Origin of the sequence: Rhodopseudomonas pseudopalustris (genome assembly GCF_900110435.1) — a bacterium.
In the GTDB taxonomy this organism is placed as follows: Bacteria; Pseudomonadota; Alphaproteobacteria; order Rhizobiales; family Xanthobacteraceae; genus Rhodopseudomonas; species Rhodopseudomonas pseudopalustris.
The window spans coordinates 306108-321921 of record NZ_FODT01000006.1 but is presented as its reverse complement, the minus strand read 5'-3'; the positions used below and the strand labels follow the sequence as shown (position 1 = coordinate 321921).

At 66.5% G+C, this 15814-nt stretch carries 13 protein-coding genes and 1 pseudogene; 9 read left to right on the top strand and 5 right to left on the bottom strand.

Annotated features, from left to right (window positions below):
- The first annotated feature begins 70 nt into the window (after positions 1–70).
- From rlmN to BMY71_RS14330, 6 genes are all read left to right on the top strand, one after another.
- Positions 71–1267: a dual-specificity RNA methyltransferase RlmN gene (rlmN, locus tag BMY71_RS14355; protein ID WP_092684538.1), complete on the top strand. Its 1197-nt coding sequence runs from the start codon at positions 71–73 to the stop codon at positions 1265–1267.
- 4 nt (positions 1268–1271) lie between these two features.
- A complete protein-coding gene (locus tag BMY71_RS14350) occupies positions 1272–1865 on the top strand; it encodes an HD domain-containing protein (RefSeq protein ID WP_092684536.1) in 594 nt (197 codons plus the stop codon).
- Positions 1865–2383 (top strand): hypothetical protein, encoded by a 519-nt coding sequence (locus tag BMY71_RS14345; RefSeq protein WP_011501136.1) that lies wholly within the window; start codon positions 1865–1867, stop codon positions 2381–2383. Before BMY71_RS14350 ends, BMY71_RS14345 begins: the two co-directional genes overlap by 1 nt.
- 81 nt (positions 2384–2464) lie before the next feature.
- Positions 2465–3241 carry a phosphatase PAP2 family protein gene (locus tag BMY71_RS14340; protein WP_011501137.1) on the top strand — a complete coding sequence of 259 codons (777 nt, stop codon included), beginning with the start codon at positions 2465–2467 and terminating at the stop codon, positions 3239–3241.
- 94 nt (positions 3242–3335) lie between these two features.
- A complete protein-coding gene (gene argG / locus BMY71_RS14335) occupies positions 3336–4673 on the top strand; it encodes an argininosuccinate synthase (protein WP_092684534.1) in 1338 nt (445 codons plus the stop codon).
- Positions 4674–4887: 214 nt separating this feature from the next.
- Complete coding sequence (locus BMY71_RS14330) at positions 4888–6657, top strand: alkaline phosphatase (RefSeq protein WP_092684532.1); 1770 nt, start codon at positions 4888–4890, stop codon at positions 6655–6657.
- 8 nt (positions 6658–6665) lie between these two features.
- Here BMY71_RS14330 and BMY71_RS14325 read toward each other — a convergent pair whose 3' ends face one another.
- Together BMY71_RS14325 and BMY71_RS14320 are read right to left on the bottom strand one after the other, a co-directional pair.
- Entirely contained in the window at positions 6666–7247 is a 582-nt protein-coding gene (locus BMY71_RS14325) for a thermonuclease family protein (RefSeq protein WP_092684529.1), read from the bottom strand.
- 139 nt (positions 7248–7386) lie between these two features.
- Positions 7387–7608 carry a DUF1674 domain-containing protein gene (locus tag BMY71_RS14320; RefSeq protein ID WP_011501141.1) on the bottom strand — a complete coding sequence of 74 codons (222 nt, stop codon included), beginning with the start codon at positions 7606–7608 and terminating at the stop codon, positions 7387–7389.
- A gap of 166 nt (positions 7609–7774) precedes the next feature.
- Here BMY71_RS14320 and BMY71_RS14315 point away from each other — a divergent pair, with 166 nt between their 5' ends.
- The 3 genes from BMY71_RS14315 to purH all read left to right on the top strand — a co-directional run bounded on the left by BMY71_RS14315 (position 7775) and on the right by purH (position 12884).
- Positions 7775–9127, top strand: a complete 1353-nt coding sequence (locus BMY71_RS14315) for an RsmB/NOP family class I SAM-dependent RNA methyltransferase (protein ID WP_092684527.1) — start codon at positions 7775–7777, stop codon at positions 9125–9127.
- 309 nt (positions 9128–9436) lie between these two features.
- Positions 9437–11191, top strand: coding sequence for a heparinase II/III family protein (locus BMY71_RS14310; RefSeq protein ID WP_092684624.1), 1755 nt, complete (start codon positions 9437–9439; stop codon positions 11189–11191).
- A 100-nt stretch (positions 11192–11291) separates the two neighbouring features.
- On the top strand, positions 11292–12884 hold the full coding sequence (purH, locus tag BMY71_RS14305; protein ID WP_092684525.1) for a bifunctional phosphoribosylaminoimidazolecarboxamide formyltransferase/IMP cyclohydrolase: 1593 nt from the start codon (positions 11292–11294) through the stop codon (positions 12882–12884).
- A 156-nt stretch (positions 12885–13040) separates the two neighbouring features.
- Here the strand turns inward: purH and BMY71_RS14300 are convergent, their stop codons facing one another.
- From BMY71_RS14300 to BMY71_RS14295, 3 genes and pseudogenes are all read right to left on the bottom strand, one after another.
- Positions 13041–14135, bottom strand: coding sequence for a 3-deoxy-7-phosphoheptulonate synthase (locus BMY71_RS14300; protein WP_092684523.1), 1095 nt, complete (start codon positions 14133–14135; stop codon positions 13041–13043).
- An 87-nt stretch (positions 14136–14222) separates the two neighbouring features.
- Entirely contained in the window at positions 14223–14348 is a 126-nt protein-coding gene (locus BMY71_RS25450) for a hypothetical protein (protein WP_283804817.1), read from the bottom strand.
- A pseudogene (locus tag BMY71_RS14295) lies at positions 14348–15781 on the bottom strand (MFS transporter); the annotation flags it as partial. The pseudogene BMY71_RS14295 and the gene BMY71_RS25450, both read right to left, overlap by 1 nt.
- Positions 15782–15814: the final 33 nt, after the last annotated feature.

Sequence of the window (15814 nt, the reverse complement as noted above, 5' to 3'; positions counted from 1 at the left end):
GCCGGCCGTTGCTCGGGAGGAGGATGTTCTGCTTGCTGCGGGCATTCGGCCCGCCTGAAACCGGTATGTCATGACCCTTGCCGCTGCTGCTCAGCTCGAGAAAACACCGCTGGAAACCTATGTTCCGCCGGCCAAGCCGTCGCTGATCGGGCTGTCGCGCGCCGAACTGGCCGAGAGACTGGGCCACATCGGCGTCGCGCCGGCGCAGCGCAAGATGCGCGCGCAGCAGCTGTGGAACTGGATGTATCTCCGCGGCGCCCGGGATTTTTCCGAAATGACCAACGTCTCCAAGGAGATGCGGGCGCAGCTCGGGGAGCATTTCACGGTCGACCGGCCCGAAGTGGTGGCCGAGCAGATTTCCAATGACGGAACCCGCAAATGGCTGCTGCGGCTGCCGAGCGGCGACGACGTGCAGAAGGCGCACGAGGTCGAGTGCGTCTACATTCCCGAGACCGACCGCGGCACGCTATGCGTGTCCAGCCAGGTCGGCTGCACGCTGAACTGCTCGTTCTGCCACACCGGCACCCAGCGGCTGGTGCGTAACCTCACCGCCGGCGAGATCATCGGCCAGGTGATGGTGGCGCGCGATCGTCTCAATGATTGGGTCGACCGCGAGACCCCGAACGGCAACCGCCTCGTCACCAACATCGTGATGATGGGGATGGGCGAGCCGCTGTACAATTTCGAGGCGGTGCGCGACGCGCTGCTGATCGTGACCGACAACGAGGGCATCGGCATTTCGCGTCGGCGGGTGACGCTGTCGACCTCCGGCGTGGTGCCGAACATCATCCGCACCGGCGAGGAGATCGGTGTGATGCTGGCGATCTCGCTGCACGCGGTGCGCGACGAATTGCGCGACGAACTGGTGCCGCTCAACCGCAAATATCCGCTCAAGGAGCTGCTGCAGGCCTGCCGCGACTATCCCGGCGCCTCCAACGCTCGCCGCATCACCTTCGAATATGTGATGCTGAAGGGCGTGAACGACTCGCTCGACGATGCGCGGCGGCTGGTGCAACTGCTGAAGGGCATCCCGGCCAAGATCAATTTGATCCCGTTCAATCCGTGGCCGGGCTCGGCCTACGAATGCTCGGACTGGGACCAGATCGAGAAATTCTCCGAATACATCTTCAACGCCGGCTATTCGTCGCCGGTGCGAACGCCGCGCGGCCGCGATATTCTGGCCGCCTGCGGCCAGTTGAAATCGGAAACCGAGAAGCTGTCGGTGCGCGAGCGCGACGCGTTGCGCGCGATGGCGATGACGGATTGACCGGATGATGCCGGCGCACGAGATCAAGGGCGCGCTCACATTCCTGCGTGAGGCGGAGCGTCTGAAGAGCGTGCTGCGCAGCGGCCACACCTCCACCGGGCGACCGGAGAGCACCGCTGAGCACACCTGGCGGCTGTGCCTGATGGCGATGCTGTTCGCCGATGCGTTCGGCGACATCGACGTGGCGCGGCTGCTGAAGATCTGCATCGTCCATGATCTGGGCGAGGCGTTGCACGGCGATGTTCCGGCGGTGGCGCAATCGGACGGCACCGACAAGGCGGCGCAGGAGCGGGCCGATCTCGAAGCCCTGACGCAGCCGCTCGACGCCAGGCGGCGCGCGGAAATCCTGGCGCTGTGGCAGGACTACGATTCCGGCGGCTCGCTCGAGGCGCGGCTGGCCAAGGGGCTCGACAAGCTGGAGACCATTCTGCAGCACAATCAGGGCCTGAACCCGGCCGATTTCGACTACGCCTTCAACCTTGGCTACGGCGTCAAACAGACCGGGGTTGATCCGTTGCTGGCGACGATCCGGACTGAACTCGAAGGCGAGACCCGAGCCCGGATGGCGCAGCAGCCATCGTCGCAGGCCGACATCTGATGGCGCTGATCGGCCGGCTGTTCGCCATTGCTTTCGGCTTCCTGTTCGCCAGCCTCGCGGCGGGGCTGGTGATCGTCGGCACGATGCTGTTTCCCGAGCTGAGCGATATCGCCGGCGCGCCGATCGATCCGGATGCGCTCAACATCGTGCTCGGCTTCGGCTTCATCTTCGTATCGGGCTTCGCGCTGTTGCCGGCGCTGATCGTCGTGCTGGTGACTGAAGCCTTCGCGATTCGCAGTGCTCTGGTCTATGCGATCGGCGGCGCTGCGGTCGGGGTCGCCTGCTATCTCGGCCTGGTGCCGTTCGATCCGGCGACGCTGCAGTTCGACGGGATCGTCCGGCGGCATCTCGAGATCATGACCGGCGCCGGCATCATCGGCGGGCTGGTGTATTGGCTGATCGCCGGACGCAACGCCGGCCTCTGGCGCGATCCGCCGCGGCGTTCACTGCCGCATCCCGGCGTTCCGCCGGCGCCGCAGCCGCCTTCGCCGCCTTCGCAAATTCCGCCGTCGCCCTGAGGCGCCGGGCCGCAGCCGGAGCTCCGGCCGCTCGCGGCGGCCCGCCTTTTCATCCCCCGCCGCCTCGGATAAACCCCGCCCATGAACCGTACGGGACTTATCATCGCGCTCGGGCTGTTCGCCGCAGTCGGATTGCTGTTCGGGCTCTATCCCGAGCTCGACCTGTGGCTCGCCGGGCTGTTCTTCGACCCTGCCACCCGCAGCTTCCCGCTGAAGGCGGTGCCTTTTGCCAATTTCGCCCGCGACGCGGCGATGTGGATCGCTTGGGCGTTCGTCGCGCCGTCGATCATCGCGCTGCTGGTGAAGCTGGCGCGGCCGGACAAGCCGCTGATGGTTCGCGGCCGCACCATGATGTTTCTGGTGGTGACCATGACGCTCGCCGCCGGCATCCTCACCAATCTTACTTTCAAGAGCCATTGGGGCCGGCCGCGGCCGATCTTCGTCACCGAATTCGCCGGCGCCAACCAATTCATGCCGTGGTGGGACCCGCGCGGCGCCTGCCCGAAGAACTGCTCGTTCTTCTCCGGCGAGGCCGCCACCGCCTATTGGACCTTCGCGCCGGCGGCGCTGGCGCCGGCGCCGTGGCGGCCGCTGGCCTATGCCGCCGCCTTCACCTTCGGCACCGCGACTGGCGTGCTGCGGATGGCGTTCGGCGGCCATTTCTTCACCGACGTGGCGATCGCCGGCCTGGTGACGTTTCTGGCGATCTGGCTGATGCACGGCTACATCTATCGCTGGCGCAAGACCCGGCTCACCGATGAGCGGATCGACGCGGCGCTGACCCGCTTCGCCTGGCCGCTGTACCGTCGGCGCTCGAAATGGCGCGGCCGCGACGTCGGCGAAGCGCCGGCCACGTGAGCGAATTCATGGCGTTCGGCGTCATTATGCGCGTGCCCGTGGCCGCGAAGTTTGATATTCGCGCAGCCAAACCCTTAAGCCGATTGGAATTTCGATGACGACGATCTTGAAAAGCCTGCCCAAAGGAGAAAACGTCGGCATCGCTTTCTCGGGCGGGCTCGATACCAGCGCGGCGCTGTTGTGGATGAAGCAGAAAGGCGCCCGCGTGTTCGCCTATACGGCGAATCTCGGGCAGCCCGACGAGGCCGACTACGACGAAATTCCGCGCAAGGCCATGGAGTTCGGCGCCGAGAAGGCCCGCCTGGTCGATTGCCGCTCCCAGCTCGTGCACGAAGGCATCGCGGCGATCCAGTCAGGCGCCTTTCATGTCTCGACCGGCGGCATTGCCTATTTCAACACCACCCCGCTCGGCCGCGCCGTCACCGGCACCATGCTGGTGTCGGCGATGAAAGAAGACGGCGTCAACATCTGGGGCGACGGCTCGACCTATAAGGGCAACGATATCGAGCGGTTCTATCGCTACGGCCTGCTGACCAATCCGGAGTTGCGGATCTACAAGCCGTGGCTCGATCAGCAGTTCATCGACGAGCTCGGCGGCCGCGCCGAAATGTCGGCGTTCATGACCGCCCATGGCTTCGCCTACAAGATGAGCGCCGAAAAGGCTTACTCCACCGACAGCAATCTGTTGGGTGCGACCCACGAGGCCAAGGACCTCGAACACCTCGACAGCGGTATCAAGATCGTCAACCCGATCATGGGCGTGCCGTTCTGGCGCGACGACTGCGCCGTCAAGGCCGAGACCGTCACGGTAAGGTTTGAGGAAGGCCAGCCGGTCGCGCTCAACGGCCAGAGCTTTGCCGATCCCGTCGCGCTGTTCCTCGAGGCGAATGCGATCGGCGGCCGTCATGGCCTCGGCATGAGCGACCAGATCGAGAACCGCATCATCGAGGCCAAGAGCCGCGGCATCTATGAGGCGCCGGGCATGGCGCTGCTGCACGTCGCCTATGAGCGGCTCGTCACCGGCATCCACAATGAAGACACCATCGAGCAATACCGGATCAGCGGGATGCGGCTCGGCCGGCTGTTGTATCAGGGCCGCTGGTTCGATTCGCAGGCCCTGATGCTGCGCGAGACCGCGCAGCGCTGGGTAGCGCGTGCCATCACCGGCGAGGTGACGCTGGAGCTGCGCCGCGGCAACGACTACTCGATCATGAATACCGAAAGCCCCAATCTGACCTATGCGCCGGAGCGGCTCAGCATGGAGAAGGTCGAGGACGCGCCGTTCACCCCGGGCGACCGGATCGGCCAGCTGACGATGCGTAACCTCGACATCGCCGATACGCGCGCCAAGCTGGATATCTTCGCCAAAGCCGGCTTGCTGTCGGCCGGCGAGGGCTCGCATATCCCCAAGCTCGAGAACGACAAGGGCTGAGGCGGCCGATTCGCTTCAACGTCATTCCGGGGCGCACGCAGCAAAGCTGCGGGCGAACCCGGAATCCCGAGATTCAGGGTTCCCCGCGGTTCGACGCAGACCAGCTCGGGATTCCGGGTTCGCGCTGCGCGCGCCCCGGAATGACGGTGGTGAACGACGTCATCGAACTGTCGTTTGTCGTCCATACCGTCCGCGTCCGATCCGGAGCGTTCTCATGATGCGTCTCGCCGCCACCCTTGTTGCCGTGCTGGTGTTGAATTCGGCCGCCTCGGCGCAGACGATCTACCCGATCGATCGCGCCGAGATTCTCGCCGGCGCAAGATTCGACCTCAAGGTCGAGTTCGCGGGCGAAGTCACTGCGGACAAGGCGACGCTCACGGTCGACGGCGCGGACGCAGCCGCCGTCTTCGGGAAGATGCCGGAGCTGATCGCGCGCGAGGACGGCCGCCCGCAATCGGCGCTGCTGCTGCGCGACGTGGTGCTGAGCAAGCCCGGCCGCTACACGATCGAAGCCGGCGACGGTACCGATCGCCGCAACGTGAGCTGGACGGTGTACGACACCGGGCCGCGGCGGGCGAAGAACGTCATCCTGTTCATCGGCGACGGCCTGTCGCCGGCGCATCGCGTCGCCGCGCGGCTGTTGTCGAAGGGCATCGTCGAGGGCCGCGCCGGCGGCAAGCTCGCGATCGACGACATGCCGCAGATGGCGCTGGTGTCGACCGCCGGCAGCGATTCGATCATCACCGATTCTGCCAATGCCGCCAGCGCCTATGCCACCGGCCACAAGGCCGCCGTCAATGCGATGGGCGTCTATGCCGACCGTACCGCGAGCCCGCTCGACGACCCCAAGGTCGAGACGCTGGCCTCGCTGGCGAAGCGGCGGCTCGGGCTGTCGATCGGCATCGTCACCAATACCGAGATCGAGGATGCAACGCCTGCGGCGGTGATCGCCCATACCCGCCGCCGCACCGCCTATGACGACATCGTCGCGCAGTTCTTCGCGGCGCAGCCCGAGGTGCTGATGGGCGGCGGCGCCGCGTATTTCCTGCCGAAGAGCGGGCAGGGCAAGCGCAAGGACGATCTCGACTACCTGTCGAAATTCCGCGACGCCGGCTACAGCGTCGCCACCAACGCCACAGAACTCGCGGCGGCCGGCAAGGCTGGTCCCGACAAGGCTGGTCCCGGCAAGCTGCTCGGCCTGTTTGCGTCCGGCAACATGGACGGCGTGCTCGACCGCCGCTTCCTCAAAGGCGGTGGGGTCGCGAAGAATCCGGACCAGCCGGATCTGACCGAACAGGTCGCGGTCGCGCTCGACATCTTGTCGAAGAACGAGGCCGGCTTCTTCCTGATGGTCGAATCCGGGATGATCGACAAATACGCCCACGCGCTCGACATGGAGCGCGCGGTCTACGACACCATCATGCTCGACAATGCGGTGCGGCAGACCCGTGACTGGGCCCGGGCACGCGGCGACGACACCCTGATCCTGGTGGTCGCCGATCACAACCATCCCAACGCGCTGGTCGGGACCGTGCGCGACGACCTCGCCGAGGGCGAGGATGCGCCGCTGCGCGAGCGGATCGGCGTGTATCAGAGCGCCGGGTTTCCGAACTACCCGGCGCCCGACAAGGACGGCTATCCGGACCGCGTCGACGTCAGCCGCAGGCTCGCGATCTTTTCCGCCAGCCTGCCCGATCACTACGAGACGCTGCGGCCGAAGCTCGACGGCCCGAACCAGCCGACCGAAGCCGGCGACAAGCCCGGCACCTTCAAGGCCAACGAGAAATACAAGGGCGTGCCCGGCGCGGTGCTGCGGCTCGGCAATCTGCCGGCGATGATGAATGCCAGCGTGCATTCCGGCGAGGACGTGATCCTGACCGCGGCGGGGCCTGGCAGCGACCGGGTCCGCGGTTCGATGGAAAACACCGATGTGTTCCGGGTGATGGCGGAGGCGCTGGGGCTCGCAGCGGCTTCGGCGAAATAGCGGCGGCGTCACCGCCCGCCGCACCATCCCTCGCGACGCCCGCTGCCGTAAGCCCGGGCGTGACCGGCTTCGATCAGCGCGGCGGAGACATTGGGGGTGCGTTTGGTCGCGACGTCGGCGACGACGCGGCCCTGATACTTGTCGGGGCCGATATTGTAGATCGCCACGCCGCCTTGCGCGAGAAGGCCGCGCAGCGCGCCGGTCGCGGCTTCGGCGAGCTTCAGTTCCTGCGCGCATTGCGCCTTCAGCTCCGGCGCGTCGATGCCACGCAGCCGGACCCGCGTTGCGAGGTCGAGTCCCGGCCACAGATGCACCCGCGCCTCGAACGTGTCGCCGTCGATCGCGTACAGCACGTCGACGGGGTGTCGGACGCCGGGATCGCCGGCCCGCCGCCACACCGTCTCGCTGTCGTTGCTGATCGTCTCCGAGGCCGGCGGCTTGGACCACGGCCACTGCACCCAGTGTCGCGACGGCAGCATCGTGCCCGCGGCGACGCCCAGCACGAACACCCATGGCCAGACCGACGACAACCGACTGCGCCATGGCAATCGCGCGATCCGTACCGGGTTCGTTCTCGATCGTGGGGACATATTCCTACGATAACCCGAGTCGGATCAGGCTGCAAGGCGTGATCGCAGTCCTCGGTTGCGTCTGTGTCGGGATGGACCTCCGCCGGGGTGGCGCCGCAGCCGAAAGCGAGAATCTGATTCGCCGAAGACGGATCGGACCCTAGAAGTCCGACGCGATGCCTTTGACTTCCCAGTCGCCGTAGCGGGTCGGCTCGGGGCCCTTCGGACCCTGATACTCCTTGGCGTGCGCGGCGGCGTGCTTGGCGGCTTCGGCGCGCCGCGCTTCGGCTTCGGCGAGCGCGCGCTTCGCGGCGTCGGGCAGTTCCTTGCGCGGCGTTTTGGTCGGCACAGCGGCCTCGATCTGCGGATCGGATTTCGTCATCGGCTCGGCCTTTCGTCGTCGCGCGATTTCAGTCGTTGGTCGATGGCATCACAACGCGGCAGCGGCACGGCGATTCTTAGAATTGGCATATTCGCCTGCCATCCAGCGCCGACCGCGTGCCACATCGCGCACGGCATTTTCCCTCCAAATGTGATACCCTCATTCCATGCCCGCACCAAGATTCGCACAGCCATCCGAGACGCCAGGGTTAGCCGCGCGCCGGATCGCCGCCGACATCCTGGACGGCGTTTTGCAAAAGCGCCGGACGCTCGACGAGCAGCTCGAAGGTCCAGCCGCGCATCCCGGACTGAAGACGCTTCCCGATCGCGATCGCGCGCTGATGCGCCGGCTGGTGGCGACGATTCTGCGCCGGCTCGGGACGCTCGAACACCTGCTGGCGCGGATGCTCGATCGCGGCGTCCCGACCGATGCGCCGCGCGCCAAGAGCGCGCTGTTGATCGGCGCCGCGCAGATTCTCTGGATGGACGTGCCGGATCACGCCGCGGTCGATCTATCGGTGCGGTTGGTGCAATCCGACCGTCGCGCGGCGAAATATGCCGGCCTCGTCAACGCGGTGCTGCGACGCTGCGCGCGTGAGGGCCAGCCGTTGATCGAGGAGGTCGCCGGCCAGGCGCTCGACGTCCCGGAATGGCTGATGGCGCGCTGGCGCGCGCATTACGGGGAGGACGCCGCGAAGGCGATCGCGGTTGCGATCAGCCACGAGCCGTCGCTCGACATCACGGTCAAATCCGATCCGCAGCATTGGGCGGGGCGGCTGTACGGCGAATTGCTGCCGACCGGCACGGTGCGCACGCTGTTGCAGGGCTCGGTGAAGATGCTGCCGGGTTTCGAGGACGGCGAATGGTGGGTGCAGGACGCCGCTGCGGCGCTGCCGGCGCGGCTGTTCGGCGATCTCGCCGGCAAGTCGGTGGCCGATCTCTGCGCCGCGCCGGGCGGCAAGACCGCGCAATTGGCGCAGGCCGGCGCGCGGGTCAGTGCGATCGACCGCTCGCCGGCGCGGGTGGCGCGGCTGCGCGAGAATCTGGCGCGGCTGTCGCTCGAGGCGGAGACCGGCGTCGCCGACGCCACCGAGTGGCGCAGCGATGCGCCCGGAAGTTTCGACGGCGTTCTGGTCGACGCGCCCTGCGCTTCGACCGGCACGATCCGGCGCCATCCCGACGTCGCCTGGCTGAAGCAGGAGAGTGACATCGGCGCACTGTCGGCGGTGCAAAGCCGGCTGCTGGAGAAGGCTGCGGCGCTGCTGAAGCCCGGCGGCACCCTGGTTTATTGCACCTGTTCGCTGGAGCCGGAGGAGGGCGAGCAGGCGATTGCGAAATTGCTCGCCGCCGAGCCACAGATGCGCCGCGTCCCGGTCGAGCCGGCCGAAGTCGCCGGCCTTGCCGAAATCGTGACCCCGCAGGGCGATCTGCGGACGCTGCCGTCGCATCTGCCCCATGCCGATCCAAGGCTCGCGGGGTTCGATGGATTCTACGCCGCGCGTCTGACGAAGTCCCTGTAATCGCTCTGAATTGCCGTTGTGTCGCGCGCAGGCGCGTCGCCCGGAAAGGCGCTCGTCCACACCCCGCCCAACGGCAGGGTGTGTGCTGGCGATTTCCGGATTAAAAGGATTTGAAACGAACTTTCATTAATCCGAGGTTGCTTTGGTTCATCACATCCTTTCGCCTCCGCAGCGCAGATGCCCGCAGAGCTGGTTCAGACCAAGCTGCGTTGGACCGCAAAGGTCGCCGACGTTTTGCCGAATCTGAAATCTGCCGTCCGCAAGGCGCAGAAAGTCGATGCGTTCCATGAACCCGGGGCATTAGCGCGCGTGTCATCCGCTCAACGCAAACGGATCTCGAGCCTGATCGTGGGCCGCTTCGCGCGGAACATGGCGGCGCGTGTATCCGGCGGTTCGGCGGCGCTGACCCGGCTATGGCCCGGCCGCACCGACCGGCTGATCATCGCCCCGCACGATCTGCGGACCGCCGACGCGACCCGCGCTGCGGAAATCTACGCCGGACGTTTCGTGTTCGCCGGCAAGATCGTGACCTGCCACGGCCGCTCGATCTTCGATCTCGAACCGCCGTCGGACGATTGGGAAGCCGCGCTGTTCGGCTTCGGCTGGCTGCGCCATCTGCGCGCCGCCGACACCGCGATCACCCGCGCCAACGCCCGCTCGCTGGTCGACGACTGGCTCTCCAATATGGGGCGCAACCGCACGGTGGGGCGGCGCCCGGATGTGCTGGCGCGGCGGGTGATCTCGCTGTTGTCGCAGGCCCCCCTGGTGCTCGGCGACACCGACGGAAAATTCTATCGCCGTTATCTGCGCGGCCTGACCCGCGAGATTCGCGCGCTGCGCTATGCGCTGCTCGACGTGCCGGATGGCGTGCCGCGGCTGCAGGTGATGATCGCGCTGTGCTATGCGGCGCTCTGCCTCGCCAATCAGGCGCGCAACATCCGCGGCGCGACCAAGCGGCTGTCGGAGGAATTGCAGAGCCAGGTGCTGCCCGATGGCGGGCATGTGTCGCGCAATCCCGGCGCGCTGATCGAATTGCTGATCGATCTGCTGCCGCTGCGGCAGACTTTCGCCGCCCGCAACATCGCCCCGCCGCCGGCGCTGCTCAATGCCATCGACCGGATGATGCCGATGCTGCGGTTCTTCCGCCATGGCGACGGCAGCATCGCTTTGTTCAACGGCATGAGCGGCACGCCGTCGGATCTGCTGGCGACGCTGCTCGCCTATGACGACAGCCACGGCACGCCGATGCCGAGTATGCCGCATTCCGGCTACCAGCGGATCGACGCCGGATCCACGCTGGTGATCGTCGACGCCGGCCTGCCGCCGCCGCCGAATGTCAGCCAGGACGCCCATGCCGGCTGCCTGTCGTTCGAATTGTCATCCGGACAGTGCCGGATCGTGACCAATTGCGGAATGCCCGGCACCAATCGCGAGAGCTGGCGGGCTTTCGCGCGCAGCACCGTGGCGCATTCCACGGTCGCCTGCCACGACACCTCGTCCTGCCAGTTCATCGAGCGCTCGGCGATGAAGCGGCTGCTGCAGGGCGCGCCGATCGTCAGCGGCCCGACGCTGATCGACAACCGCCGCGAGGCGGTTGCGGGCGGCGTGCTGCTGACCATGTCGCATGATGGCTACCGCGGAAAACTGGGCGTCCTGCATCAGCGGGTCATTATGGTGAAGCATGACGGCAGCCGGGTCGACGGCGAGGATACGGTGTCGCCTGCGCAGGGCGGGCGCCACCGCGCGGCGCAGGCCGACTATGCGGTGCGGTTTCATTTGCATCCGTCGATCAAGGCGACCCGGCTCGTCGACGCCCACGGGGTGATGCTGGTGCTGCCCAACCGCGAGGTCTGGACGTTCGAGGCACTGGACGACAAGGTCGATCTCGAAGACAGCGTGTTCCTCGCCGGCAATGAGGGCCCGCGGCGCACGACCCAGATCGTGATCCGTCAGAATTCGATCGAGGCGCCGAACATCCGCTGGAGCTTCATCCGCTCCAACGCCTCGCCGCAGGCGACCAATGCGCGCCGCAATGCCCGCCGCGAGCCGGAATTGCCGCTGTAACGCCTGTTCGGGCGGGCGGGACCCGACCCCGCCGATTGGCCGGTTTCATCGTGCGGAAAACCATGCTAGGCGGGCGTTCTTCCACCACAGGACGTCCCCAATGACCCATCATCCGCGCCGCGTGACCCGCGCTCTGTTGTCCGTTTCCGATAAGTCCGGGCTGATCGACTTTGCCCGCGCGCTGTCCGGCCACGGCGTCGAACTGGTCTCGACCGGCGGCACCGCCAAGGCGATCGCGGCGGCGGGGCTTGCGGTCAAGGACGTCTCCGAGCTGACCGGCTTTCCCGAGATGATGGACGGCCGGGTCAAGACGCTGCATCCGAAGGTGCATGGCGGCCTGCTGGCGATTCGCGGCAATGCCGAGCACAAGCAGGCGATGGCCGCGCACGGCATCGCGCAGATCGATCTGCTGGTGGTCAATCTCTATCCATTCGAGGCGACCGTCGACAAAGGCGCGTCCTACGAGGATTGCATCGAGAACATCGATATCGGCGGTCCGGCGATGATCCGCGCGGCGGCGAAAAATCACGACGACGTCGCGGTGGTGGTCGAGGCGTCCGATTATTCTGCGGTGCTCGACGAACTCGCCGCCAATGCCGGCGCGACCTCGCTCGATCTGCGCAAGCGCCTCGCCGCCAAGGCCTATGCCCGCACCGCGGCCTATGACGCCGCGATCTCGAACTGGTTCGCGCTGCAGCTCGAGACCGACGCGCCGGATTTCCGCGCGATCGGTGGCCGGCTGATCCAGAGCCTGCGCTACGGCGAGAATCCGCACCAGAGCGCGGCGTTCTATGCGACGCCGGAGAAGCGCCCGGGCGTCGCCACCGCGCGCCAGGTGCAGGGCAAGGAGCTGTCCTACAACAACATCAACGACACCGATGCCGCCTATGAATGCGTCGGCGAATTCGACGCCGGGCGCACCGCGGCCTGCGTCATCGTCAAGCACGCCAATCCGTGCGGCGTCGCCGAAGGGGCGAGCCTGTTTGAGGCCTATCGCAAGGCGCTGGCCTGCGATTCGACCTCCGCCTTCGGCGGCATCGTCGCGCTCAACCGCACGCTCGATGCCGAAGCGGCGCGCGCTATTACCGAGATCTTCACCGAAGTGATCATCGCGCCGGACGCCAGCGAAGAGGCGATTGCGATCGTCGCTGCGAAGAAGAATTTGCGGCTGCTGCTGGCGGGCGCGCTGCCCGATCCGCGCGCCATCGGCCTCACCTACAAGACCGTCGCCGGCGGCCTCTTGGTGCAGTCGCGCGACAACGCCGTGGTCGACGACATGGCGCTGAAGGTCGTTACCAAGCGGCAGCCGACCGAGGCGGAGCTGCGCGATCTGAAATTTGCCTTCCGCGTCGGCAAGCACGTCAAGTCGAACACCATCATCTACGCCAAGGACCTCGCCACCGTCGGCATCGGCGCCGGCCAGATGAGCCGCGTCGATTCCGCCCGCATCGCCGCCCGCAAGGCGCAGGATGCCGCTACCGAGTTGAAGCTCGCCGCGCCGATGACCAAGGGCTCGGTGGTGGCCTCCGACGCGTTCTTCCCGTTCGCCGACGGGATGCTCGCCTGTATCGAGGCCGGCGCCACCGCGGTGATCCAGCCCGGCGGCTCGGTCCGCGACGACGAAGTGATCAAGGCCGCGGACGATGCCGGCATCGCGATGGTGTTCACCGGCACCCGGCATTTCCGGCACTAGAGCTTTTCCGGTTCTGATTGAATCAGAACCGAAGCTCTAACTTTTTGTTCTGACGCGTTTTCTTCACGCGAACCGGGATCAACTTCGCTCGAAAACGCTCTAACAACAAAGCCGCAGCGGGACAGCGCATGATCGCCATCCCGCTGCCGGCTGGTTTCAGGCCGCGGCACCCTTGTGCTGCAGCCGCGCCGGCTGCCTAGCGGCGCGCCGGCCTTCCACGGCGGCGGCGAGATCATGCAGCACGCTTTCGGTCGTCGCCCAGTCGATGCAGCCGTCGGTGATGCTCTGGCCGTAAGTCAGCGGCTTGCCCGGCACCACCTCCTGCCGGCCGGCAACGAGGTTGCTCTCGATCATCATGCCGATGATGCGGGCATCGCCCGCCGCCACCTGACGCGCGACATCGGCCGCGACTTTCGGTTGGTTCTCCGGCTGCTTGCTGCTGTTGGCGTGGCTGGCATCGATCATCAAACGCGGCGCGATGCCGACCTTGGCGAGCACCGCGGCGGCCGCTTCGACGCTTGCGGCGTCAAAGTTCGGCGCGACGCCGCCGCGCAGGATGACGTGGCAGTCGCTGTTACCGGTGGTGGCCGCGATGGCGTTGCGGCCACCCTTCGTCACCGCCATGAAATGATGCGGCTGCGTAGCCGACTTCACGGCCTCCGCCGCGATCCGGACGTTGCCGTCGGTGCCGTTCTTGAAGCCGATCGGGCACGACAGGCCCGACGCCAGTTCGCGGTGAATCTGGCTCTCGGTGGTGCGGGCGCCGATCGCGCCCCAGGCGACGAGATCCGCAATGTATTGCGGCGTGATCAGGTCGAGGAATTCGGTCGCGGTGGGCAGGCCGAGATTGGTCACGGTCGCAAGCACCTGCCGCGCGAGCCGCAGCCCCTTGTCGATCCGGAAGCTGCCGTCGAGGTCGGGGTCATTGATCAGCCCTTTCCAGCCCACGGTGGTGCGCGGCTTCTCGAAATACACCCGCATCACGATCACGAGCCGGTCGGCGAAGGTCTCGCGCAGCGCCGCCAGACGGCTGGCATAGTCCATGGCCGCGGCCGGATCGTGAATCGAACAGGGGCCGACCACCACGAGCAGCCGGTCGTCGGCGCCGGTGAGGATGTCATGAATGGCGCTGCGCGCCGCAGCAACGGTGCGCGTCGCGGCAAGCGTGCGCGGGATCTCGCGTATCACCTCGTCGGGCGTACTGAGTTCGGTGAGTTGCTTGAGGCGAAGGTCGTCGGTGGTGGTCAACACGGCAGTTAGCTCCTGATCAGGAGACCCGCCGGCTTCAACGAAAAAGCCGCCAGGTCTGGCGGCTGTTCGGATTTGATGCTGCAATCTTCAGATCGAGCGAAATCCTCCCGCCGCCAGCGAGCTGTTAAAATAGTAATACCAGAACGAGGCGGTCAGGTGGATCATGCTGGTCGTATAGACCAAGCCGGCGTGTTTGTCCACGCGGTGGTTCATCAGTCCTCCGAGCGGCGCACCTGCGTCAAAAGCGCCAGCCCCGCGGCGAAGAACAGCACCAGCACCGCCATGCCGGCTTTCTGGCTGGCGGTGATCGCGGTGATGCTGGCGATCAGCAGCGGACCGATGAACGACGTCACCTTGCCGGTCAGCGCGAACAGCCCGAAATATTGCGCGATGCGGTCGCGCGGTGCGATCCGGATCAGCAGGGTGCGCGACGCCGCCTGTAGCGGGCCGCCGGCGATGCCGATCAGGCAGCCGAGCAGCAGATAGGCGCGCTCCGCAGGCGCCGCGAACAGTGCGGCGCCGGGCTGCGGCGGCGTCACGTCCATGAAGAGAATGTGCGACGGATCGATCAGCAGGATGCCGATGATCGAGATCAGCAGCAGCACGATCGATCCGGCGATCACCCGCTTGGAGCCGAGCGCGTCGTCGAGTCGCCCGCCGATGAACGCGCCGAACGCCGCGGCGATCGCCAGGATCACGCCGAAGCTGCCGATCTGGATCGTGCCCCAGCCGAAGGTGCCGGTGGCGTAGATGCCGCCGAACGCGAACAGCGACACCAGCCCGTCGGTGTAGATCATGTTGGCGAGCAGGAAGGCGGCGAGCGAGCGCCGCCGCGGCAGGTCGCGCAGCGTCTCGCGCAATTCGTTCAGGCCCGTACCCACAGCGGCGCGCAACGAGCGCTTTGCGGGAAAATCCGGCGTCAGCAGAAACATCGGCAGCACGAACACGATGAACCACAGCCCGGTGAGCGGGCCGGTGATGCGGTCGCCCTGATGGCTCGCCGGGTCGAGCCCGAACAGCGGAGTGACGCCGAGCAGTGTCTTGCCGGTCTGCGGATTGGCGGCGAGGAAGCCGAGCACCAGAACGAGCGAGAGAATTCCGCCGATATAGCCGGTGGCCCAGCCGGTGCCGGACAGTTTTCCAATCTTCTCGGGCGGCACCAGATTCGGCATCATCGCATTGTTGAACACGGTGGCGAATTCGACTCCGATGGTCGCGATCGCATAGGCAATCAACAGCGGCAGGATCACGCCGGCATCGCCCGGCCTGCCGAACCACATCAGCGTCGATCCGATCACCAGCATCGCGCCGAACACGGCGATCCACGGCTTGCGTCGGCCGCTGGCATCGGCGACCGCGCCCAGCACCGGCGAAGCCAGCGCGATCACCATGCCGCTCGCCGCGGTGGCGAAACCCCACAGCGATTGTCCGGTGGCCGGATCGGGCGCCACATAGGTGGCGAAATAGGGTGCGAAAATAAAGGTAGTGATCAGCGTGAAATAAGGCTGCGCCGCCCAGTCGAAGAAGATCCAGCCGGTGACCGCCGCCCGCGACGGATAGGTTCTCGGCACACGGTCCCGCGAGAGGTGAGGGACGATCGATGACGCCATCTTGTCTTCCTTGGGGCGGCCGGCGTTTGGCGGGCCGCGCCGAAACCACTATAGGATTCTGACGTGCAG

Coding starts and splice junctions, on each gene's coding strand:
- rlmN (WP_092684538.1), top strand. CDS start 71: ATGACCCTTGCCGCTGCTGCTCAGCTCGAGAAAACACCGCTGGAAACC.
- BMY71_RS14350 (WP_092684536.1), top strand. CDS start 1,272: ATGATGCCGGCGCACGAGATCAAGGGCGCGCTCACATTCCTGCGTGAG.
- BMY71_RS14345 (WP_011501136.1), top strand. CDS start 1,865: ATGGCGCTGATCGGCCGGCTGTTCGCCATTGCTTTCGGCTTCCTGTTC.
- BMY71_RS14340 (WP_011501137.1), top strand. CDS start 2,465: ATGAACCGTACGGGACTTATCATCGCGCTCGGGCTGTTCGCCGCAGTC.
- argG (WP_092684534.1), top strand. CDS start 3,336: ATGACGACGATCTTGAAAAGCCTGCCCAAAGGAGAAAACGTCGGCATC.
- BMY71_RS14330 (WP_092684532.1), top strand. CDS start 4,888: ATGATGCGTCTCGCCGCCACCCTTGTTGCCGTGCTGGTGTTGAATTCG.
- BMY71_RS14325 (WP_092684529.1), bottom strand. CDS start 7,247: ATGTCCCCACGATCGAGAACGAACCCGGTACGGATCGCGCGATTGCCA.
- BMY71_RS14320 (WP_011501141.1), bottom strand. CDS start 7,608: ATGACGAAATCCGATCCGCAGATCGAGGCCGCTGTGCCGACCAAAACG.
- BMY71_RS14315 (WP_092684527.1), top strand. CDS start 7,775: ATGCCCGCACCAAGATTCGCACAGCCATCCGAGACGCCAGGGTTAGCC.
- purH (WP_092684525.1), top strand. CDS start 11,292: ATGACCCATCATCCGCGCCGCGTGACCCGCGCTCTGTTGTCCGTTTCC.
- BMY71_RS25450 (WP_283804817.1), bottom strand. CDS start 14,348: ATGAACCACCGCGTGGACAAACACGCCGGCTTGGTCTATACGACCAGC.